At 74.7% G+C, this 20,617-nt stretch carries 21 protein-coding genes; 5 read left to right on the top strand and 16 right to left on the bottom strand.

The annotated features are described in order from the left end of the window. Positions 1–175: 175 nt before the first annotated feature. From XF36_RS35025 to ftsH, 7 genes are read right to left on the bottom strand one after another with little or no spacing between them, the layout of a single operon-like run. Positions 176–2,062: a PrsW family glutamic-type intramembrane protease gene (locus XF36_RS35025; RefSeq protein ID WP_202968455.1), complete on the bottom strand. Its 1,887-nt coding sequence runs from the start codon at positions 2,060–2,062 to the stop codon at positions 176–178. A gap of 48 nt (positions 2,063–2,110) precedes the next feature. Then, a complete protein-coding gene (locus XF36_RS26330) occupies positions 2,111–2,647 on the bottom strand; it encodes a DUF3180 domain-containing protein (RefSeq protein WP_064485508.1) in 537 nt (178 codons plus the stop codon). Further along, positions 2,644–3,159 carry a 2-amino-4-hydroxy-6-hydroxymethyldihydropteridine diphosphokinase gene (folK, locus tag XF36_RS26325; protein ID WP_060714038.1) on the bottom strand — a complete coding sequence of 172 codons (516 nt, stop codon included), beginning with the start codon at positions 3,157–3,159 and terminating at the stop codon, positions 2,644–2,646. The genes XF36_RS26330 and folK overlap by 4 nt, the downstream gene beginning before the upstream one ends. Then, entirely contained in the window at positions 3,156–3,521 is a 366-nt protein-coding gene (gene folB, locus XF36_RS26320) for a dihydroneopterin aldolase (RefSeq protein WP_020626240.1), read from the bottom strand. The genes folK and folB overlap by 4 nt, the downstream gene beginning before the upstream one ends. Then, positions 3,518–4,396, bottom strand: a complete 879-nt coding sequence (gene folP / locus XF36_RS26315) for a dihydropteroate synthase (RefSeq protein WP_060714037.1) — start codon at positions 4,394–4,396, stop codon at positions 3,518–3,520. The genes folB and folP overlap by 4 nt, the downstream gene beginning before the upstream one ends. Before the next feature lies 1 nt (position 4,397). Continuing rightward, the gene (gene folE / locus XF36_RS26310) at positions 4,398–5,012 is read right to left on the bottom strand and encodes a GTP cyclohydrolase I FolE (protein ID WP_020626238.1); all 615 of its coding nucleotides are present in this window, start codon (positions 5,010–5,012) and stop codon (positions 4,398–4,400) included. A gap of 32 nt (positions 5,013–5,044) precedes the next feature. Then, positions 5,045–7,534, bottom strand: a complete 2,490-nt coding sequence (ftsH, locus tag XF36_RS26305) for an ATP-dependent zinc metalloprotease FtsH (RefSeq protein ID WP_060714036.1) — start codon at positions 7,532–7,534, stop codon at positions 5,045–5,047. 345 nt (positions 7,535–7,879) lie between these two features. Between ftsH and XF36_RS26300 the strand changes: the two genes are divergently transcribed. Beyond that, the gene (locus XF36_RS26300; RefSeq protein ID WP_060714035.1) at positions 7,880–8,890 is read left to right on the top strand and encodes a hypothetical protein; all 1,011 of its coding nucleotides are present in this window, start codon (positions 7,880–7,882) and stop codon (positions 8,888–8,890) included. A 7-nt stretch (positions 8,891–8,897) separates the two neighbouring features. On the opposite strand, the gene hpt is transcribed toward XF36_RS26300, so the two are convergent. The 4 genes from hpt to dacB are packed head-to-tail and all read right to left on the bottom strand — an operon-like array spanning position 8,898 to position 13,159. Next, the gene (gene hpt / locus XF36_RS26295; RefSeq protein ID WP_020623080.1) at positions 8,898–9,458 is read right to left on the bottom strand and encodes a hypoxanthine phosphoribosyltransferase; all 561 of its coding nucleotides are present in this window, start codon (positions 9,456–9,458) and stop codon (positions 8,898–8,900) included. A 58-nt stretch (positions 9,459–9,516) separates the two neighbouring features. Further along, on the bottom strand, positions 9,517–10,647 hold the full coding sequence (gene tilS, locus XF36_RS34620; RefSeq protein WP_082375664.1) for a tRNA lysidine(34) synthetase TilS: 1,131 nt from the start codon (positions 10,645–10,647) through the stop codon (positions 9,517–9,519). Next, positions 10,626–11,708 carry a zinc-dependent metalloprotease gene (locus XF36_RS26285; RefSeq protein WP_082375663.1) on the bottom strand — a complete coding sequence of 361 codons (1,083 nt, stop codon included), beginning with the start codon at positions 11,706–11,708 and terminating at the stop codon, positions 10,626–10,628. Before XF36_RS26285 ends, tilS begins: the two co-directional genes overlap by 22 nt. Before the next feature lie 41 nt (positions 11,709–11,749). Next, positions 11,750–13,159, bottom strand: a complete 1,410-nt coding sequence (gene dacB, locus XF36_RS26280) for a D-alanyl-D-alanine carboxypeptidase/D-alanyl-D-alanine endopeptidase (protein ID WP_060714034.1) — start codon at positions 13,157–13,159, stop codon at positions 11,750–11,752. A 226-nt stretch (positions 13,160–13,385) separates the two neighbouring features. Between dacB and XF36_RS26275 the strand changes: the two genes are divergently transcribed. Continuing rightward, positions 13,386–13,874 (top strand): inorganic diphosphatase, encoded by a 489-nt coding sequence (locus XF36_RS26275; protein ID WP_020628413.1) that lies wholly within the window; start codon positions 13,386–13,388, stop codon positions 13,872–13,874. A gap of 43 nt (positions 13,875–13,917) precedes the next feature. On the opposite strand, the gene XF36_RS26270 is transcribed toward XF36_RS26275, so the two are convergent. Together XF36_RS26270 and XF36_RS26265 are read right to left on the bottom strand one after the other, a co-directional pair. Further along, positions 13,918–15,126: an acetyl-CoA C-acetyltransferase gene (locus XF36_RS26270; protein ID WP_060714033.1), complete on the bottom strand. Its 1,209-nt coding sequence runs from the start codon at positions 15,124–15,126 to the stop codon at positions 13,918–13,920. Positions 15,127–15,139: 13 nt separating this feature from the next. After that, on the bottom strand, positions 15,140–15,592 hold the full coding sequence (locus tag XF36_RS26265; protein WP_060714032.1) for a MaoC family dehydratase: 453 nt from the start codon (positions 15,590–15,592) through the stop codon (positions 15,140–15,142). 219 nt (positions 15,593–15,811) lie between these two features. On the opposite strand from XF36_RS26265, the gene XF36_RS26260 reads away from it, so the two are divergent. Continuing rightward, on the top strand, positions 15,812–16,774 hold the full coding sequence (locus tag XF36_RS26260; protein ID WP_060714031.1) for an ATP-binding protein: 963 nt from the start codon (positions 15,812–15,814) through the stop codon (positions 16,772–16,774). Between the two features lie 19 nt (positions 16,775–16,793). Then, positions 16,794–17,621, top strand: a complete 828-nt coding sequence (locus XF36_RS26255; RefSeq protein WP_060714030.1) for a SirB1 family protein — start codon at positions 16,794–16,796, stop codon at positions 17,619–17,621. On the opposite strand, the gene XF36_RS26250 is transcribed toward XF36_RS26255, so the two are convergent. Continuing rightward, on the bottom strand, positions 17,622–18,998 hold the full coding sequence (locus XF36_RS26250; protein ID WP_020624791.1) for an ATP-dependent 6-phosphofructokinase: 1,377 nt from the start codon (positions 18,996–18,998) through the stop codon (positions 17,622–17,624). It lies immediately after the preceding gene. 301 nt (positions 18,999–19,299) lie between these two features. Here XF36_RS26250 and XF36_RS32780 point away from each other — a divergent pair, with 301 nt between their 5' ends. Beyond that, complete coding sequence (locus XF36_RS32780; protein WP_020624792.1) at positions 19,300–19,476, top strand: hypothetical protein; 177 nt, start codon at positions 19,300–19,302, stop codon at positions 19,474–19,476. Here the strand turns inward: XF36_RS32780 and XF36_RS26245 are convergent. Further along, complete coding sequence (locus XF36_RS26245) at positions 19,436–19,978, bottom strand: flavin reductase family protein (protein WP_060714029.1); 543 nt, start codon at positions 19,976–19,978, stop codon at positions 19,436–19,438. The two genes, XF36_RS32780 and XF36_RS26245, sit on opposite strands and share 41 nt — an antisense overlap. Further along, positions 19,975–20,574: a superoxide dismutase gene (locus tag XF36_RS26240; protein WP_060714028.1), complete on the bottom strand. Its 600-nt coding sequence runs from the start codon at positions 20,572–20,574 to the stop codon at positions 19,975–19,977. The genes XF36_RS26245 and XF36_RS26240 overlap by 4 nt, the downstream gene beginning before the upstream one ends. Between the last annotated feature and the right edge of the window lie 43 nt (positions 20,575–20,617).

Raw genomic sequence — 20,617 nt, 5'->3', positions numbered from 1 at the left:
TCCGGTGGCCGCGCGCCGGACGCGAGGATAGACGGGCCCCGGGTCCGGGGCGCGCTCCTGAGACCGGCCTCACCCCGGCCCCGCCCGTGATCGACAGTTGTGGAGCGGAGCGTTCGCGAGGCGGACGCAGGGCTCCACGACCGGTGATCGCCGGGTGGCGGTCACCGACGGCCGGTCAGCGGGGGCGGTCCGGCTCGTCGTCCGGGCGGCGCATCGGGCGGGTCGGGCCGGGGTCGGACGGGTCGTCGTGGTGACGGCCCCGGTGCTCGGTGGCCGGGGGCTCGGGGCGGCCGACGGGCCGGGTGACGTCCTCCCCCGGGCCCGGACCGGGGCTCGCCGGACCCGGCCCGCTACCTGGCCCCGGACCGGGGACAGGAGGCCCGGACGTGCCGGAGCGGAACCCACGGGCAGCGCCGTCGTGCCCGGCGGAGCGGGCCGTGGTGGAACCGGATCCTCCCGAACCGGGTCCCCCTGAGCCGAGCCCTCGGGAGCCCGACGCCGGGGAAGCCGGGGCCGGGGAGCCGGACTGTGCGGGCCGAGCACCCGGGGAGCCGGGGGTCCGGGAGCCGGTGCCGCTGCCGAGGCCGGGGCGCGCGGTCGGGTCCTGTGCGCGGCCGGGAGCCCCCGGGCCACCGGCGGGCCGGGTATCCGGCGCCGGCGGGGTGGTGCTCCGCCGGGCCTCCGCCCACCGGGGCGGGCGCAGCTCGTCGGGCCGTCCCCACGGCGCGGCGGCCGCCAGCGTGACGGGGCCGGGCGGGAGCGGCGGTACGGGCGGGCCGGCGGCGGCCGAGCCGCCGCCGTCGGGGAAGGTCGGGATGCGGAACTGGCCCGAGAAGCTGCCGTCCGGCGCCGCCGGGGGCGGCGGCTCCCAGTCCGACGGACGCTGCCGGGCCCAGGCCGCGACCAGCGCCTCCGGCACCCCGACGGCGACGGCGCGGGCCCGCAACAGCGCGGCCAGCTTCTCGTCGTGCAGGGCGTGGGCGCTCTCCCGCACCGCGCCGCGTGCGATCCGGTTCCGCATGAACGCCAGCTCGGTGACCGCGGACTGGTAGTCGGCGACGGCCTTCGCCGCGGCCGGGCCGGAGCGGCGCCGCACCAGCGTGCGCCAGCCCCTCCGCCGGGACAGCCGGGCCAGCAGGGGCACCTCGCTGGGCGCGATCCACCCCGCGGCGGCGAACCCGGGCAGCTGGGCAGCGACGATCCGCGCCTCGCGGCGACGGGCGAACACCACGAGCAGGATCAGCCCGACGAAGATCGGGACCATCACGAACAGGTAGATCTGGTAGAAGCCGCCGGGCGTCGCGGCCAGCACCGACGCGCCGTTCCAGAGCGCGTGCAGCACCACCGCGGCGACGTAGCCGGCGATCATCGCCAGCACCCGGACCCCGATGCTGCGGCTGGCCGCCGCGATCCCGGCAGCGATGCCGATCATGCAGGTGAACAGCGGGTGCGCGAACGGCGAGGCGACGCCGCGGACGAACAGCGTCGCGAGGACCCCGGCCGACTCCGGCTCGGACACCGCGCGGCCCAGGTAGAGGATGTTCTCGCTGAACGCGAACCCGGCGGCGACGATCCCGGCGTAGACGACGCCGTCGACGATCCCGTCGAACTCACGGCGCCGGAACAGCAGCAGCCCGATCAGGAACAGCCCCTTGGTGAACTCCTCGACGACCGGGGCGACCACGACCGGGCCGAACAGGTCACCCGCGCCGCGCCCGGCGGCCGCGTCGAGCACCGCCGAGGCGCTGGTGTTGATCAGCAGGGCGACCAGTGCGGCGAACCCGGCGCCCCAGAGGAACGCCCCCATCAGCATCCGCGGCGGCTCGGGCTCCCAGCGGTCCACCCAGAGGAACGCCGCCACCACCGGCACGACCGGCAGCAGCGCGGCCAGGGTCCCGACGACCACTCCCGGCGTCCCGATCGCGCGTTGCAGCACCCCGAGCGTGATCACCGCGAGCAGGGCCAGCACCACCAGGCCCACGACCGGCAGCAGCACGCCCCGTCGCTTGGCCGACGGCGCCGGCACCGGAGCGTACGGGCGGCCGAGCGTCGGGGACGTCATGACCCTCCAGCGTAGAGAACCGCCCCCCGCTGCGCGGGGGGACGCGCCTCAGCCGGCACGGATCCCACCGTCGGTGTCGTCCGGGTCGTCGGGGGAACGGCAGCAGTACTCCAGCCAGAACGCGGCGCCGACCAGCAGCAGCGCGCTGACCACGCCGACCCCGGCGACGACGCTGTCCCGGAACGCGGCCACCACGACCGCCGCCCGCGGCAGCGTGTGCATCAGCACGCCCACCCACAACCCGGCGACGACCGCGCCCCCGACCGCGGAGGCCTTCGCGAGCAGCACCGCCCGGGCCGCGACGAGCGGCGGCACCGGCGCGGCCCCGTTCCGGCGGTCGATCCGGCGCCGCAGCACGACCCCGCCCGCGGCCTCGGCGGCGGCGAGCACCGCGACGACGACCGCCGCGGCGACCGGCAACGTCGGCAGCATCCCGTAGGTCAGCTGGACGAGAATGTTGCCGAGCAGGGCCGCGACCACCGCAATGGCGGCGACGTCGCGGACCCGGGTCGGGCGCACGGTGGGGCGCGGGTCGTCGTCCGGGCCGCGTCCGGGACGCCGACCGCCCGGTCCGGGCGCGGTCATGCCGGGTCCCGCAGCACGACGTCGTCGCGGCGGTGCACGCCCGCGCAGCCGTCCGGGCCGAGCCGGTCCAGCAGGTCGGTGACCGGGCCGTGCCCGTGCAGGACGGCGCCGGGCTCGGCGAGCAGCCACGGCAGCAGCACGGTGGCCCGGTCGGGGGTGCCGGGGTGCGGCAGGAGCAGCTCCGGGTCGTCCGAGGTCACCGGGGCGCCGTCGTCGGTCACCTGCACGATGTCGACGTCGAGGGTGCGCGGCCCCCACCGCTGCTCGCGGACCCGGCCCGAGGCGTCCTCGAGTGCCTGCCCGCGGCGCAGCCAGCCCCGGGCGTCAAGTGCCGGGTCGTCCGCGACGAGCACCGCGTTGAGGAAGTCCGGTTGGTCGGTCACGCCCCAGGGCGCCGTCTCGAACACCGGCGACACCGCCACGACGGCCGACCCCAGGTCCGCGACGACCGTGCGCAGGTGCGCGGCCCGGTCACCCAGGTTGGAGCCGAGGGACAGGACCGCGCGGGTCACGCCCGGCTCCGGGTCAGGACCACCGCGACGTCGTCGAAGGTCAGCGGGATCGGCGCAGACGGCTTGTGCAGCGTCACCTCGACGGCGGCGATCCGGGCGTCGAAGTCCAGCACGGCCTGCGCGATCTCCCCGGCGACGGCCTCGATCAGGTCGCGGGCCGGGCCGCCGACGATGCCCGCGGCCAGCTCGGCGAGCTCGCCGTAGTGCAGCGTGTCGGCCAGGTCGTCCGAGGCGGCGGCGGGCGCGAGGTCGGCGTGCACCACCAGGTCGACGACGAACTCCTGGCCGTCGCGGCGCTCGTGGTCGAACACGCCGTGGTGGCCGCGGACCCGCAGCCCCCGCAGCTCGATCCGGTCGCTCACCGCCCGGTCTCCCGCGGGGAGCGGGCGCGCGAGGCGCCGAGCCGGCAGGCGGCCGCGACCGCGATGGCGTCCATCGTGGACTCGACGTCGTGCACCCGTACGCCCCAGGCGCCCGCGTTCGCCGCGAGCGCGCTGATCGCGGCGGTCGCGATGTCGCGACCCGCCGGCGTGCGCGGGTCGTCGTCGGCCGAGGCCAGCAGCTCGCCGAGGAACCGCTTGCGCGAGGCCCCGACCAGCACCGGGAAGCCCAGGTCGACGAACACGTCCAGCCGCCGCAGCAGCGCCCAGTTGTGCGAGGCGTTCTTGGCGAACCCGAGGCCGGGGTCGAGCACGATCCGGCCGGGGTCGACCCCGGCCATCACGGCGTGGTCGACCCGGGCGACGAGCTCGGACCGGACCTCGCCGATCACGTCCTCGTAGCCCGCGAGCTGCGCCATCCCGGCGCTGTGCCCGCGCCAGTGCATGATCACCCAGGGCGTCCGGGACTCGGCGACGACCGCGGCCATCCGCGGGTCGGCGAGGCCGCCGGAGACGTCGTTGACCATCGCCGCACCGGCGTCGACGCAGGCCAGGGCGACCTCGGACCGGGTCGTGTCGACGCTGACCCGCACGCCCGCGGCGACGAGCTCGCGCACCACCGGCAGCACGCGCTCCCGCTCGGTCTCCGCGTCGATCCGCTGCGCGCCGGGCCGGGTCGACTCCCCGCCGACGTCGACGAGGTCGGCGCCGGCGTCGCGCATCGCGACGCCGTGCGCGACGGCGTGCGACCGGTCGACGTAGCGGCCGCCGTCGGAGAACGAGTCCGGGGTGACGTTCAGGATCCCCAAGACCGCGCAGCGGCTGAGCTCGGGCAGCGCCCCGCCGGGGGCGACCACGTCAGCGCCCCCTGATCAGCGACAACGCCTCCGCGCGGGATGACGCCGAGCTCTTGAACAGCCCGCGCACCGCCGAGGTGGTGGTGCGCGATCCCGGCTTGCGGATGCCGCGCATGGCCATGCACAGGTGCTCGGCCTCCAGCACGACGATCACCGCGCGCGGGTTCAGCTTGCGCACCAGCGCGTCGGCGATCTGCGCGGTCAGCCGCTCCTGAACCTGTGGGCGCTTGGCGTACAGGTCGACCACCCGGGCCAGCTTGGACAGGCCGGTGACCTGCCCGTCGACGGCCGGGATGTAGCCGACGTGGGCCACCCCGTGGAAGGGCACCAGGTGGTGCTCGCAGGTGGAGAACATCGGGATGTCCTTGACCAGCACGAGCTCGCCGTGGCCCTCGTCGAACGTCTTCTCCAGCACCGAGTCCGGGTCGACGAACAGCCCGGCGAAGATCTCGCCGTAGGCGCGCGCGACCCGGGCCGGGGTCTCCTTGAGGCCCTCGCGGTCCGGGTCCTCCCCGACCGCGATCAGCAGCTCGCGGACGGCGCGCTCCGCACGGTCCAGGTCGATCCCGCCGGGCACGGCCTGGGTCACCCCGGCCGCCACCGCGGCGGACTCCACCGGACCGAGGCGTCCGTCCGTCGTCGACGTGCTCAGTGTCCTGCCTCCGGGTCGTGTCCGCGCCGCTGCTCGCCGGCGCCGGAGTCGTCCGCACCACCCGGCGCGCCGTTGCCGTGCGCACCGTTGCCACTGCTGCTGCCACTGCCGTTACCACCGGTGCCCGGTCCGGACCCGGACCACGGGCCGCCCTGCTGCGGCGGCTGCGCCCAGTTCGGCGGCGGCCAGCTCTGCCCCTGCGGGGTCGTCGCGGGCCGCCAGTCCGGCGGGGCACCGTAGTTCGGGGCGACGGCGGGCGGCGGGGGCTGCCCCGGGCCGCCGTAGGAGCCGGCCCGGCCGTAGCCGTGTGCCGGGGCACCGTGCCCGTTGCCGGGCGCGCCGTAGCCGTTGCCGTTCCCGTTGCCGTTCCCGTTGCCGGCACCGTTGCCGGAGCCGTACCCGCCGTCGTTCGGGGCGTCCGGGCGGCTCACGACCGGGCCGCCTGCCGGGAACGGGGAGGCGCCGGGGGTGCCGGGTGCGTCGCCGTAGCCGTTCGCGGAGCCCGAGCCGACCTCGGCCGGGGTGCGCTCCTCCTCCTCGGGAGGCAGCACCTCGCCGCGCTCGTACGCCAGCTCGCGCCGGGTCTTGATCGGTGGCTTCTCCGACGGCGTGCGCACGCCGAAGTCGTCGAACGCGGTGATCCGCGGCCGCTTCTCCACCGACCCGAAGATCCGCTCGAGGTCCTTGCGGTTCAGGGTCTCCTTGTCCAGGAGCTCCAGCACCAGGTCGTCGAGCACGTCGCGGTAGGTGTTGAGGATCTCCCACGCCTCGGTGTGCGCGGCCTCGATGAGCTTGCGCACCTCCTCGTCGATCTCGTGGGCGACCTCGAGCGAGTAGTCGGCCTGGTTGCCCATCGAGCGGCCGAGGAACGGGTCGCCCTGCTCCCGGCCGTAGCGGACGGCGCCGAGCTTGGCGCTCATGCCGTACTCGGTCACCATTGCGCGGGCGATCTTGGTGGCCTGGTCGATGTCGGAGGACGCACCGGTCGTGGGCTCGTGGAAGACGAGCTCCTCGGCCGAGCGACCGCCCATCGCGAACACCAGCCGCGCGATCATCTCGGCGCGGGTCATGAGGCCCTTGTCGTCCTCGGGGACGACGAGCGCGTGCCCACCGGTGCGACCGCGCGGCAGGATCGTGAGCTTGTAGACCGGCTCCAGGTCCGGCATCGCCCACGCGGCCAGCGCGTGCCCACCCTCGTGGTAGGCGGTGATCTTCTTCTCGCGCTCGGAGACGATCTTCGACTTGCGCCGGGGGCCGCCGACGACCCGGTCGACCGACTCCTCCAGCGCGGCGCCGTTGATCAGCGTCCCGTGCTCGCGGGCGGTCAGCAGCGCGGCCTCGTTGATCACGTTGGCCAGGTCGGCGCCGGACATGCCCACGGTGCGCTTGGCCAACGACTCGAGGTCGACGTCGTCGGCGAAGGGCTTGCCCTTGGAGTGCACGGCCAGGATCGCGCGACGGCCGGCCAGGTCGGGGGCGCCGACCGGGATCTGCCGGTCGAACCGGCCGGGACGCAGCAGCGCCGGGTCCAGGATGTCGGGCCGGTTCGTCGCGGCGATCAGGATGATCCCGCCGCGGGCGTCGAAGCCGTCCATCTCGACGAGCAGCTGGTTCAGGGTCTGCTCGCGCTCGTCGTGACCGCCGCCGAGGCCGGCGCCGCGCTGGCGGCCGACCGCGTCGATCTCGTCGACGAAGATGATGCAGGGCGCGTTCTGCTTGGCCTGCTCGAACAGGTCACGCACACGGGAGGCACCGACACCGACGAACATCTCGACGAAGTCGGACCCCGAGATCGTGTAGAACGGCACGCCCGCCTCGCCGGCGACCGCACGGGCCAGCAGCGTCTTGCCGGTGCCGGGCGGGCCGTAGAGCAGGACGCCCTTGGGGATCTTCGCGCCCAGGGCCTGGTAGCGCCCCGGGTTCTGCAGGAAGTCCTTGATCTCGTAGAGCTCCTCGACCGCCTCGTCGGCGCCCGCCACGTCCGCGAACGTGTTCTTCGGCATGTCCTTGTTCAGCTGCTTGGCCTTGGACTTGCCGAAGCTCATGACCCGGTTCCCGCCGCCCTGGGCGTTGTTCAGGAACCAGAACAGCAGGATCAGCACCAGCGCCAGCGGGATCATCGTGATCAGCAGCGTGGACAGGAAGGAGTCCTGGCGCACGACGGTGTCGTACTCGGCGATCCCCGGGACCTGGCGGATCTGGTCGAAGATCTGGCCGGAGATCTGCGCCGGGTACTGGGTGAGGATCTGGGTGGTCTCGTTGCCGTTGACCTCGATCGGGCGGTCCAGCGTGAGGCGGAGCTGTTGCTCACGGTCCTCGACGAGGGCGTCCTTGACATTGTCCGACTGCACCTGGGAGAGCGCGACCGACGTCGTGACCTCGGCGTATCCACGGGTGTCGTCGAACAGCTGGCTGAACCCGAGATAGATCAGGAGCGCGACGAGGATCCAGATCAGCGGGTTGCGGAGCAGGCGCTTGCGGTCCATGCAACGTCGGCCTGGGTGGCCTTCACCTTCCCGGGAGTGGTTCTCGGCAGCGGCGGCGGACGGTGTACCGCCCCGCCGGAGGGCCCTGACCCGTCAGGATAGCCCCACGGTGGGTGGAGTGCTCCGGACGGACCTGGCCGGACCGCCCGGTGTGCGGGCGGACGTCCGGTGAACGAACCGGCGAGCTGCCCGGTTCCCCCACAGGGGTGTCCCGACGCACACGTCGGCACCGTCGTGTGGGACAACTGTGCAGCACGCTCGGTACCCGGACGGCGGCGGAGGGCAGCGGCGCCCTGCTCCGTCCGGACCAGCGGCGACGATCTGCGGGCCGGGAGGGACGATCGGATGGCGCTCGACACGGTGGCCGGACCTCGGCGGACGGTGTCGCTGCTCGCCACCGGACTCGCCGCCGCGGCGGCACTGGCGGTCTTCACCGCGCCGGCCGGGGCGGCCGTCGCCGTGCCCGTGACCACGCCGCCCGCGGCCGCCGCACCGGCGCCGGCGGTGGTCACCGCGCTGCCGGCGACCACCGCCCGGGCCGACGCCGGCCCGCTCGCGTCGCGCCCGGCCGTCGTCGCGGGGCCGGGGTCGATCGGGCCGGGCACCGTCACCGAGACCACCGGCGCGGGCCTGTGCACCGCCGGGTTCGTGTTCACCGCGGGCGAGCGCACCTTCCTCGGCCAGGCCGCGCACTGCGGCGGCACCGGCGACGAGACCGAGACCGACGGCTGCACCTCCGACGCGGTGCCGCTGGGCACTCCGGTGCTGGTGCACGGCCGCGGCGGGACCGTCACCGGGACGCTGGCCTGGAGCTCGTGGAACACCATGCAGGCCCGGGGGGAGCGCAACCCCGACGTCTGCGCCTACAACGACCTCGCGCTCGTCGAGCTGCCCGCGGGCGCCGGCCCCTCGGTGGGTGCCGCGGTGCCGTTCTTCGGCGGCCCCGGCGCGGTCCGCACCGAGCCGCTGCCCGCCGGAACCCCGGTCTTCGGCCTCACCAACCCGCCCGACGCCGACGGCGTCCGCACGGTCGGGGTGCGCGCCGGTGCAGCCGCCGCCGAGGTCGGCGGCGGCTGGGGGCACGCGATCTTCGCCGTGCAGGACGGTGTGGCCGGGGAGTCGGGCAGCCCGCTGCTCGACGCGCAGGGCCGCGCGATCGGCGTGCTGTCCAGCCTCACCACCACCGACGACCTGCCCAGCATCGAGTACACCGACCTGGCGAAGGCACTGGACTACGCCGCCCGCACCGACGGCCCGGCCGGCCTCGCGCTCGCCGGCGGGCACGCGTTCACCGCCGCCCCGCCCGGGGTGGACCCGCGGGCGCTGGCCACCCCCGCCGGGCCCGGGCTCGGCTGAGCCGCCCTCAGGCGTAGACCGACGGGTCGAGCGTGCCGATGTAGGGCAGGTCGCGGTAGCGCTCGGCGTAGTCGAGGCCGTAGCCGACGACGAACTCGTTCGGGATGTCGAAGCCGACATAGCGGACCGGGACGTCGACCTTCACCGCGTCCGGCTTGCGCAGCAGCGTCACGACCTCCAGCGACGCGGGCGAGCGGGTCTGCAGGTTGCCCAGCAGCCAGTTCAGGGTCAGCCCCGAGTCGATGATGTCCTCGACGATCAGCACGTGCCGCCCGGCGATGTCGCGGTCGAGGTCCTTGAGGATCCGCACGACGCCCGACGACGACGTCGACGAGCCGTAGGAGCTGACCGCCATGAACTCCAGCTGGGCCGGGATGGGCAGCGCGCGGGCGAAGTCGGTCATGAACATGACCGCGCCCTTGAGGACGCCGATCAGCACGAGGTCGGACTCGCGGCCGTCACGCACGAGGTCGGCGTAGTCACCGGCGATCTGCTGCGCCAGCTCCGCGGTCTTCTCGCGCACCTGCTCCTCGGTGACCAGCACCGAGGAGATGTCCCCGTCGTACACCCGACCCCCTCGCACGGACCGTGTGCCGGTCCGGTCGACGCCTCCACCGGGTCCACGGTCACGCCCGGTCACGCGGCCGACTGTGGCGGCGCAGCACGAGCCTGCCACGGGCGCGGGTCAGCACCAAGCCGCCGCCCAGCGCCGGTCCGCCCTGTCCGCGCCAGGCCCCGACGAGGTCGTCGGCGGCCCGCAGCTGCGCGTCGGTGAGTGCCCGCGCGCCCGCTCCGGCGAGCCATTCCCGCAGGACCCGGCGTCGTACGGCGGGCTCGGCACCGGCCAGGACCCCGGCGTCGAGCGGGGTGCCGACGACCTCACCGGCCCCCGCCCCTGGCCCGGCCGGCTCCGTCACGGCGGCACCCGGCGGTGGGCCGTTGTCACCGGAATCACCCGGCCCCGGCTCCCCCGCCCGCGCGGCCCGCTCACCGTCCGTGGCCACGCGGGCCGCGGACAGCAACCGGGCAGCGGCGGCGGAGAGGGCGGCGTCGTCGTCGTGGAGCTGGTCCGCGGTGCGCGCCAGCGCGGCCGCGACCCCGCCGCCCAGCACGTCCTCCAGCAGCGGCAGCACCTCGTGCCGCAGCCGGGAGCGGGCGAAGCGGGGGTCGGCGTTGTGCGGGTCGGCCCACACCTCGACGCCCGCGGCCGCGCAGGCCGCGACCGTGTCGGCCCGGCGCACCCCGAGCAGCGGGCGCAGCCACGGCTCGGACCACTCGCGCATCCCGGACAGCGACCGGGCACCGGAGCCCCGGCCGAGGCCCAGCAGCACGGTCTCGGCCTGGTCGTCGAGGGTGTGCCCGAGCAGCACCGGGGACGACGGCGCCGGCCGTGCCACCCGCAGCGCCGCGTACCGGGCCGTCCGGGCCGCGCCCTCGGGGCCGCCCTCGTCACCGACGACGACCGGGCAAACCGACGCCGTCACGCCGAGCCCGCGCAGCCACGCGGCGAGCGCGGCCGACCGCCCGGCGGACCCGTCCTGCAGCCCGTGGTCGACGACGACGGCGTGCACCGGCTCCGCGACGACCTCCCGGACCGCGAGCAGCAACGCGGTGGAGTCGGCGCCGCCGGAGCAGCCGACCAGCGGCGGGGCGGCGGCCGCGGCGGCGGGCAGCCGGGTCAGTGCCGCCCGCACCGCCCGCCGGACCCGGGCCGCCGCGGCGGACTCATGATCCGTCAGGCGACGCGTTGCAGCCACGCGGGCGGGTCGTCCAGCTCGGCGCGGGTCGGCAGCGTCTCCGGCGACTCCCAGGCCCGGTTGATCCCGGCCATCCCGGCCTCGCGCTCGACGGCCCGGCAGAACGCGGCGCCGACGGCGTACTGGCGCATCTTCGCCTCGACCCCGAGCAGTGCGCGCAGGATCCGGTCGATCAGGCCGCCGCCGCGGCGGCGCTCGGTGAACCGGCGCCGGATGAGCGCGACGTCGGGGACCACGTCCGGCCCGACGGCGTCCATGACGTGGTCCGCGTGACCCTCCAGCAGCGTCGACAGGGCCAGCAGGCGGTCGAGCACGGCCCGCTGCTCGGGGCCCTGCAGCAGCTCGACCAGGGCGAGCACGTCGGCCTTGCGGCCGTCCTCGCCGCGCAGCGCGCGGATCGCGTCGGGCAGCCGGGCGAGCCGCGCGGTGTCGGGCTCCTGCAGCGACAGCAGCTCGGTGACCAGCCCGGCGAAGTGGTCGCGCAGCCAGGGCACCGCGGTGAACTGGAGCCGGTGGGTGGCCTCGTGCAGGCAGACCCAGAGGCCGAACTGGTCGCCGTCGACGTCGAGCGATCGGGAGGCGGCGTAGACGTTCGGGGCGACGACGACGAGCCGGCCCGCCCTGCCGGGCCCGCCGAACGGGTCGTACTGGCCGAGCACGCGGGCGCCCATGTAGGCGAGCAGCGCGCCGAGCTGGACCCCGGAGCCGGCGGCGGTGACCGTGCGCAGCGGCCACGGTGAGTCGGGCAGCCGGGCGCCGGAGGTCAGCGCCTCCATCCCCCCGACGGCGGCACGCGCCCAGGCGGGCCGGTCCAGCACGTCGGCGGGCAGCAGCGGCAGGTCCGCCCCGAGGCCGGTGACCTCGCGGACGTGCCCCTCGGCGCGCGCGGAGTCGGCGCGCAGGCGCTCCACCAGCGCACCCGCCACCGCGGGGGTGGTGCGGGGCCCGGCGGGCATCAGCGAGGCCGCCGTCGACGCGGCCAGGGACCAGTTCACCGGCAGCCCGGCGCCGGGACGGGCGGGGCTGCGGCCGGTGACCGGGCCGGTCGTGTCGGTCTCCATGCGGCCCACGCTACCCTCGACGACGGGTGCGCGAGACCGGGTCAGCCCCGGCAGCCGCAGCGCGACAGCGTCGCCGCGATGCGGTCCAGCGCGGGCCGGGCGTCGGCCGGCGAGGTGCCGTTGGACAGCAGCGCGAACACCAGCAGCCTGCCGTCGACGTCGGTGACGACCCCGGCGAGGCTGGAGGCGCCGGACAGCGTGCCGGTCTTCGCGCGCACGACGCCGCGCCCGGCGACCGACCGCGGGTCGCCGAACCGGTCGGCGAGCGTGCCGCCACCACCGGCGACCGGGAGCCCGGTGAGGATCGGGCGCAGGAACTGCACGTCGGTGGGGCTGTCGGACTGCGCCGCGGCCGAGGCCAGCACCGCGCCGAGCAGCCGGGCCGGGATCAGGTTGTCCCGGGACAGGCCGCTGCCGTCGGCGATCCGGAGCCCGGACACGTCGTAGCCGGCCTGGACCAGGGCCTCGGTGACGGCCTTCGAGGCGCCGTCGAAGGACGCCTCGGCGTCCTTCGACACCGCGACCTGGCGGGCCATCGCCTCGGCGGTGACGTTGTCCGAGGCGGTGAGCATGTACTCGATGAGGCTCGCGACCGGCGGGGAGGACACACCGCCGAGCACCGGCGCGTTCGCCGCGGCGACGCCCTCGCGGACGTCGGAGGCGCCGAGCGCGCGGGCCAGCGCCCTCCCGGCGGCCGCGGCGGGGTCGGTGCTGCGCGGGCCGTCCTGCTGCAGCGGGTCGGTGCGGCCGCCGTCGAGCATCAGCGCCGACATCGGGGGGACGTAGCCGTCCGCGACGTCGGTGGGCCCCCAGCCCGGGGACTCGGCCGGGCCCTTCCAGAGGCTCGCGTCGGTGTAGACCGTGGTGATCGGCCGGCCGACGGCCTTCTTCACCTGCTCGGCGAGGTCGGCGATCCGTGCGGGCTCGGGGTAGAGCCCGTCCTGGCCGTCGGGCAGCGCGGTCAGCGACGGGTCGCCGGACCCGACGAGGACCACCGAGTCCGGGGTCGGGCCGGGCACGACCCGGGTCGCGAGCCGGTCGGTCGGGTTCAGCGACAGCAGCGCGGCCGCGGCGGTGAGCAGCTTCGTCGTCGAGCCGGGGACCATCCCGCGGTTGCCGTCGCGCTCCCAGATCGGCTTCACCCCGCGCGGGGCCGCGGAGTCCATGACGACCCCGGTGACCTCGCCGAGCTCGGGCGCGTCGAGCTGGGAGGACAGGGCCTGGGTGATCCCGGCGGCGCTCGGCACCGGCGCCGTCGGCGTGAGCGGGCGCAGGGCGGGCATCGGGACCGGCGGGTACTGGGCCGCGGTGGTGCCGAGCCCGAACGAGCTGCGGGCGTCCGGCCCCGCGAGTGCGACGGCACCGAACAGCGAGGCCAGTGCCATCACCGCGACGGCGACCACGGCGAACCGCCGGTAGCTGCGCTCCGGCCGGCGATGCCTGCGTCCCACGGACCCTCCTGTACCTGCTCGTCCGGCGGCCGACCTGCCCGCACGGGGGTGCGACGCGGGCCACATCGGCCCGCTCCGCCCTCACCGGCGTGCACCCGTGCCCACCCGGTCCCTCACACTAGGGGGCAGCACCGACATCGCCGGAGCGGGCGGGCCAGCGGCCCCGCCCCGGATCCGGTGGAGCCGTGACACAAGACCGCTGACCCTCTTCAAGGAGCAACGAACCGTGGACTTCGACGTCACCATCGAAATCCCCAAGGGCGGCCGGAACAAGTACGAGGTCGATCACGAGACCGGACGCATCCGGCTCGACCGCACCCTGTTCACCGCCACCCAGTACCCCGCCGACTACGGGTTCATCGACGACACCCTGGGCGAGGACGGGGATCCGCTGGACGCCCTGGTCCTGGTCCAGGAGCCGACCTTCCCGGGGTGCGTCATCCGCTCCCGCGCGATCGGCATGTTCCGGATGAAGGACGAGAAGGGCGGCGACGACAAGGTCCTCTGCGTCCCCTCGGACGACCCCCGCCAGGAGCACCTGCGCGACATCCACCACCTGGCAGAGTTCGACCGGGCGGAGATCCAGCACTTCTTCGAGATCTACAAGACCCTGGAGCCGGGCAAGAGCGTCGAGGGCGCGTCCTGGGTCGGCCGGGCCGACGCCGAGCGCGAGATCAAGGCGTCCTACGAGCGCGCGAAGAGCGCCGGGCACTGATCGGTCGCCGGGGCGGCCGTCACCGGCCGCCCCGGACACCGGGTCACACCTTCTCGAACACCGCGGCGAGGCCCTGGCCACCGCCGATGCACATCGTCTCCAGCCCGTAGCGGGCGTCGCGGCGCTGCATCTCGCGGATGAGGGTCGCCAGGATGCGGCCGCCGGTCGCGCCCACCGGGTGGCCCATCGAGATCCCCGAACCGTGCACGTTGGTGCGCTCGAAGTCGGCGTCGGTGAACTTCCACTCCCGCGTGCAGGCCAGCACCTGCGCCGCGAACGCCTCGTTCAGCTCGATCAGGTCGATGTCGGCCAGGGACAGCCCGGCCGCGTCCAGGGCCTTGGCCGTCGCCGGGACCGGGCCGATGCCCATCGTCTTGGGCGGGACCCCGCCCAGGCCCCAGGACACGACCCTGGCCAGCGGGCGCAGCCCCAGCTCGGCCGCCTTCTCCGGGCTGGTCACCACGCAGATCGCGGCGCCGTCGTTCTGACCCGAGGCGTTGCCCGCGGTCACCGTGGCGTCCGGATCGTCCTTGCCCAGGATCGGGCGCAGCGTCGCCAGCTTCGCGACCGTCGAGTCGGGGCGGACGTGCTCGTCACGCTCGACGACGGTGTCGCCCTTGCGGCCCGGCACGGTCACCGGGACGATCTCCTCGCCGAACACCCCGGACTCCTGGGCCGCGGCAGCCCGCCGGTGCGAGCGGACGGCGTACTCGTCCTGCTCGACGCGCGGGATCTCGTACTCACGGCGCAGGTTCTCCGCGGTCTCCAGCATCCCGCCCGGCACCGGGAAGTTCTTCCCGCCCGCGGTGACGCGGCCGCGGGCCAGCGAGTCGTTCAGCATGACCCCGCCGCCCTTGACCCCCCACCGCATCCCGGTGGAGTAGAACGACGCGCCCGACATCGACTCGGCACCGCCGGCCAGCACGACCTCCGCCGCGCCGGTCCGCACCTGGGCGGCCGCGTAGAGCACCGCCTGCAGCCCCGAGCCGCAGCGACGGTCGATCTGGATGCCGCCCGCGGTCACCGGCAGGCCCGCGTCGAGCGCGGCGACCCGGCCGATCGCCGGGGCATCCATCGTCGGGTAGCAGTGGCCCAGCACGACGTCCTCGACCACATCGGGGTCCAGCCCGGTCCGGTCCATCACCGCGCGGATCACCGTCGCGGCCAGGGTGTGCGCCGGGACGTCGCGCAGCGACCCCCCGAACCCGCCGACCGGGGTCCGCAGCGGCTCACAGATCACCGCATCACGCATGGGGTCTCTCCTCCTAGACGAACTGCCGGGTCAGCCACTCGGCGACCAGGGCGGGCTTCTCGGATCCCTCGACCTCGACGATCACGCCGATGGTGAGCTGGACACCGCCGGGGACGTCGCTGACGTCGGTCAGCTCGACCCTGGCGCGGATCCGGCTGCCCACCGGCAGCGGGCTGGTGAACCGGACCTTGTTCAGGCCGTAGTTCACGCCCATCTTGACCCCGTCCACCTTGTAGACGGACTGGACCAGCTTGGGCAGCAGCGACAGGGACAGGAAGCCGTGGGCGATCGTGGTCCCGAAGGGGCCGGACGCGGCCCGCTCGGCGTCGACGTGGATCCACTGGTGGTCGTCCGTGGCGTCGGCGAAGCCGTCGATCCGCTCCTGCGTGACGGTCAGCCAGGGCGAGGTCCCGATCTCGGTCCCCTTGGCCGCCCGCAGCTCGTCCACTCCGTCGAAGACGCGCATCTGTCACTCCGTTCGTGGTGCGTGGTCGGTGATCTGTCTTCCGCTCTCCCTACCGCACCGGGGGCCGTCCGGGGTGCGCCACGTCGTCGAACACACATGCCCCGCACCACACGACCGGTGCAGCTTGGTTATGGTCACCTCGTCAGGAGCCGCCTGGAGCAGACGGGCACCGCTTCGACGTGGAAGGCCGACCCCCATGACCCCGACCGCCCGCCGCCGATGACCAGCACCACCGCCCCGCCTCCCGGCCCGGACGGTCTCGTCCATCGGGCCGTGCCCTACCGGGACCCCGAGCACCAGGCCGTCGCGATCGCCGGGCCGGTGGCCGAGGCGCTGGAGATCGGGCGCCGGGCGCTGGTGATCGTCGACCCGCGGTGCGCGGCGGTGCTGCGCCGCTCCCTCGGTCACGACGCCGGGGTGGAGTTCCGGTCGCCGGACCGGATGCACTCGGCCCCGCCGTTCACGGTCGCGGGGCGCTGGAGCCGCGCGGTGCGCGAGGCACTGGCCGACGGCGCGTCCGGGGTCTGCACGGTCGGCCAGCCGGTCGAGCTGCCCCATGCGGACCCCGCCTACTGGACCCGCCTCGATCTCGCCCTCTCCCACGCCCTGCGCGCGCTGCCCGTCGAGCTGCTGTGCTGCTTCCCCGACGCCGAGGCCGACCGGGCGCGCGCCGGGGCCCTGCACGACGAGTTCCTCGTCGACGGCGTCCCGGTCCCGAGCGACTGCCGGCGCGACGACCACGAGCTGCTGGCGGAGAACCCGCAGCGCCCGCCGGACGAGCTGGGGCCGCCGATCATGACGCTCCCGGTGACCCTGGACGACCTCGGGTCGATGCGGCGCATCGTCGAGCGGCAGGCCGAGCTGTCGGGGCTGGGGCCCACCCGGGTCTCCGACCTCGTGCTGGCGGTCAACGAGCTGATCAGCAACGGCGTCGAGCACGGGTCGGGCCACCCGGTCCTGCGGATGTGGCGCACCGAGGCGGGGCTGGTCTCGGAGATGAGCGACGCCGCGACGTGTCGGCTCGCGTTCCCCGGGCTGGCCGCGCCGCCGGTCTCCGGGGAGCGTGGCCGCGGGATGTGGCTGGCCTCGGAGCTGTCGGACGTGCTGCAGGTGTGGACCGCGGAGGACGATCCCGGTCAGGTGACGGGCACGGTCGTGCGCGTCACGATGTCGCCCCCGTGAATCCCGGTACGGTCCCGGGGTGACCCGGCACGACCGCGCCGACCCGGTGACCCGCTTCCTGCGGATGGTGACCGGGCCGGAACCGCCGCTCGACGAGGCCGCGCTGGCGATCGCCGCCGGGGGCGCCCCGGACCCGGAGGTCGCGGCGCTGTCCACCGCGCGGGCCCGCGCGACGCTCGACGAGCTCGCCGACGGCGTGACCGGGTTCGAGTCGCTGCTGCACCGGCTGTTCACCGAGGCCGGGTTCCGCGGCAACTCCACCGACTACGCCGACCCGCGCAACTCCTTCCTACCCGACGTCCTCGAACGCCGCACCGGCATCCCGATCACGCTGTCGGTCGTCGCGATCGAGGTCGGCCGCCGGGCCGGGGTGCCGCTGGAGGGTGTCGGCATGCCCGGGCACTTCCTCGTGCGGGTCCCCGGCACCCAGCGCCTCGTCGACGCCTTCGACGGCGGTAGGCGCCTCGATCCGGCGGGCTGCGAGGAGCTCTTCCGCGCGACGACGGGCGCCGGCCCGGAGGTGCCCTTCGACGCCGGCATGCTGCCGCGCAGCTCGACCCGCCAGATCCTCGCCCGGATGCTGGAGAACCTGCGGGCGACCTACGGCCGCGCCCGTGACCACGACGGTCTGGAGTGGGTGCTCCGGATGCGGCTGGGCCTGCGGCACCAGGGCCCGGAGCTCATCCGCGAGCTCGGCGAGGTGCTCGCCGCGCAGGCCAGGTGGGACGAGGCGGCCCGGCTGATGGAGTCCTGGGTGGACGGTCCGGGGCGCGGGTCGCGCTCGGGCGCCGAGGTGCTGGACGAGGTGCGCACCGAGGCGATGCGGCACCGGGCCCACCTGAACTGATCAGGTGTGCGGGGCCCGGGTCGGTGCGCCGGAGTCCTCGCCGAAGCGCCACGGCTGCCCGGTCGACTCCAGCACGGCCATCCACAGGTCGCCGTGCGGGTCGACCTGGTTGCGACGGCTGACGGCCAGGCTCATGGGGATGTGCACGAACCGGCGTCGCACCCGTCCGACGACCATCGCGGTGCGCCCGGACATGGCGGCGTGTACCGCGGCCTGGGACAGCCGGACGGTGTAGACGCTGTCGTAGGGGTTCGCGGGGACGCTGCGGATGATGTAGCTGGGGTCGACGTAGCGGACGGTGGTCTCCATCCCGGCCTCGGCGAAGGAGTCGGCGATGCGCTCCTTGAGCCATGGGCCGACGTCGGAGAGCTTGGCGTTGCCGGAGGCGTCGGTGCGCCCCACCGGCGGCAGCATCTCCTGCCCCGCCCCCTCCGCGACGACGACGACCGCGTGCCCGCGCTGGGACACCCGTCGTCGCAGGTGGTGGAGCAGGCCGGTCTCGCCGTCGAGCTCGAAGGGCACCTCGGGGATCAGGACGGCGTCGGCGTCGGAGCGCACGAGCGATGCGTAGCAGGCGATGAAGCCGGAGTGGCGGCCCATGAGCTTGACCAGCCCGACCCCGCCGGGGGTGGACTTGGCCTCCACGGTGACCGACCGGATGGCCTCGCTGGCCTGGGAGAACGCCGTCTGGAAGCCGAAGGACTGGTCGATGAACGGGATGTCGTTGTCGATCGTCTTCGGGATCCCGACGACGGCGATCCGCAACCCCCGCTCCCCCACCACGCGCGCGATCTCCATCGCACCGCGCATGGTGCCGTCACCGCCGATCACGAACAGCACGTTCAGGTGCATCTGCTCGAGGCAGTCGACGATCTCCTCGGGGTCCTGCGGACCGCGCGAGGTGCCGAGGAAGGTGCCGCCGTCGACCGGGATGTCGCGCACCGACTCCGGGGAGAGCTCGACGACGTCGTGGCCGTAGGAGGAGACGAAGCCGCGGTAGCCGTTGCGGAACCCGACCACCCGGCGCACGCCGTAGTGGTAGGTCAGGGTGCGGACCAGGCCGGAGATGACGTCGTTCAGGCCCGGGCACAGGCCACCGCAGGTGACGATCCCGGCCCGGGTCTTCGACGGGTCGAAGTAGATCTGCCGGCGGGGCCCGCACGGCTCCAGCCCCGGCAGCTCCTCCGGTTCGACGCCCCGGGCGCGGATCCCGGCGGCGGTGTCGTCGAGCAGGACCCGGTCACCGGCGTCGACGTAGTGCTCGGTGGTGCGGCGAGCGTCGAGCAGTGGTGCCAGCGGTGAGGTGATGCGGGCCGGACCGAGCGTGTCGATGGCCAGGTCCCCGGGGGTGATGCTGCTGTACTCCGAGGTGGTCACGCGCACGCTCCGTCTGGATCGATTCGCCCGGGGGCCGGGCGATCATCGTGACGCACACCGGGCCGCTCGTCGATCCGACCCTCCGGGGACGACGCGGCGGGACCACCCGCGGGTGCGCCGGATCCGACCGATCGGATCACCGTCGTCGCCGCTGGGTCATCGGCCGGTGCGCGGACCGCCCACATCGTTGCGTCGAGAATCGTCAGAGGTCACCGGTTTCGCCCACCCGATCGCACACGCGCTGTGAACGGTTCGAGCACCCGGGGTGAACACCGCAGGTCGCATAGGGCAAAATTCGTCCATGCGGAGCAACGACCCCCGTCACACCTGGTCCACCGGATTCGCCCGCACCATCGCCGAGGAGCTGCGTCACGGCGTCGCGACCGGCGCGGTCACCTGGAGCGAGGCCGACGAGCTGCTCAACCGCCTGCGCACGGTCATCGACCAGGCGCTGGACGTGCATCCGCAGCCGCTGTGACGGCGTCGGTGTCCCCGACGGGGACGGCGCGGTAGGCCCGTCCGACCCACACCAGCGGACGGCCGCGGCGGCGCAGCCCGAGCAGCTCGACGACCTCGGCCGCGACCAGCAAGGACGCGCCGACCTCGGTGACCGACAGGACCCGGCAGCGCAGTGCGGTGCCCACCTCGACCAGCCACGGCTCCCCTGTCGGCAGGGTCACCCACCGGACACCGGAGCCGAACCGCTGCGCGCCCGGGACGGCGAACGCCGCGGCGAGCCCGGTGTCGGCGTCGTCGAGCAGGTGCACGACGACCGTCCCGCCCCCGGCGAGCGCACGGGCCAACCGTGAGTCGCGGGCGGTCGAGAACGACAGCGCCGGCGGGTCCACACCGACCGAGGCGACCGACGACGCCGTCATCCCGACCGGCCCGTCGAGCCCGGTCGCGGTGAGCACCGCGACCCCGGCGGGGTGCCCGCGGAACGCCGTCCGCAGGCCCCCCGCCGGATCCGCGACGGTCACGCCCGCGCCAGGGCGAAGCGCTGGGCGGCGTCGGCCCAGTTCACGACGTTCCACCAGGCCGTGACGTAGTCGGGCTTCACGTTCTTGTACTGCAGGTAGAAGGCGTGCTCCCACATGTCGAGCAGGACGATCGGGGTCTGTCCGGCGGGGAGCTGGGACTGCTGGTCGTAGAGCTGGTGGATCAGCAGGCGGCCGCCGAGCTGGTCGTAGCCGAGGATGGCCCAGCCGGAGCCCTGGATGGTGGTGGCGGCGGCGGTGAAGTGGGCCTGGAATCCGTCGAAGGAGCCGAAGTCCTCGTCGATGGCGGCGGCGAGGTCGCCGGTGGGCTTGTCGCCGCCGTCGGGGGAGAGGTTGTTCCAGAAGGCGGAGTGGTTGACGTGGCCGCCGAGGTTGAACGCGAGGGTCTTCTCGAGTCCGACGATGGCGCCGAAGTCGTCGCGGTCCCGGGCCTCGGCGAGCTTGTCGAGGGTGGTGTTGAGGCCCTGGACGTAGGTGTTGTGGTGCTTGGAGTGGTGCAGCTCCATGATCTCGGGCGCGATGTGCGGGGCGAGCGCGGAGTAGTCGTAGGGCAGGTCCGGAAGCGTGTAGTCGGCCATGCCAGGAGAGTGGTAGCTGAACCCCACTTCAGGTCAAGTGTGA

It is taken from the genome of Pseudonocardia sp. HH130629-09, assembly GCF_001294645.1.
Classification (GTDB): Bacteria; Actinomycetota; Actinomycetes; order Mycobacteriales; family Pseudonocardiaceae; genus Pseudonocardia.
The sequence above is the reverse complement of the archived record's forward strand: the minus strand, read 5'-3'. Positions and strand labels throughout refer to the sequence as shown.

What these genes read in the sequence shown, in the direction of transcription:
- XF36_RS35025 (WP_202968455.1), bottom strand. Translation starts at nt 2,062, where the DNA reads ATGACGTCCCCGACGCTCGGCCGCCCGTACGCTCCGGTGCCGGCGCCG.
- XF36_RS26270 (WP_060714033.1), bottom strand. Translation starts at nt 15,126, where the DNA reads ATGCGTGATGCGGTGATCTGTGAGCCGCTGCGGACCCCGGTCGGCGGG.
- ftsH (WP_060714036.1), bottom strand. Translation starts at nt 7,534, where the DNA reads ATGGACCGCAAGCGCCTGCTCCGCAACCCGCTGATCTGGATCCTCGTC.
- XF36_RS26330 (WP_064485508.1), bottom strand. Translation starts at nt 2,647, where the DNA reads ATGACCGCGCCCGGACCGGGCGGTCGGCGTCCCGGACGCGGCCCGGAC.
- XF36_RS26285 (WP_082375663.1), bottom strand. Translation starts at nt 11,708, where the DNA reads ATGGAGACCGACACGACCGGCCCGGTCACCGGCCGCAGCCCCGCCCGT.
- XF36_RS26260 (WP_060714031.1), top strand. Translation starts at nt 15,812, where the DNA reads ATGACCAGCACCACCGCCCCGCCTCCCGGCCCGGACGGTCTCGTCCAT.
- XF36_RS26265 (WP_060714032.1), bottom strand. Translation starts at nt 15,592, where the DNA reads ATGCGCGTCTTCGACGGAGTGGACGAGCTGCGGGCGGCCAAGGGGACC.
- XF36_RS26300 (WP_060714035.1), top strand. Translation starts at nt 7,880, where the DNA reads ATGGCGCTCGACACGGTGGCCGGACCTCGGCGGACGGTGTCGCTGCTC.
- XF36_RS26240 (WP_060714028.1), bottom strand. Translation starts at nt 20,574, where the DNA reads ATGGCCGACTACACGCTTCCGGACCTGCCCTACGACTACTCCGCGCTC.
- XF36_RS32780 (WP_020624792.1), top strand. Translation starts at nt 19,300, where the DNA reads ATGCGGAGCAACGACCCCCGTCACACCTGGTCCACCGGATTCGCCCGC.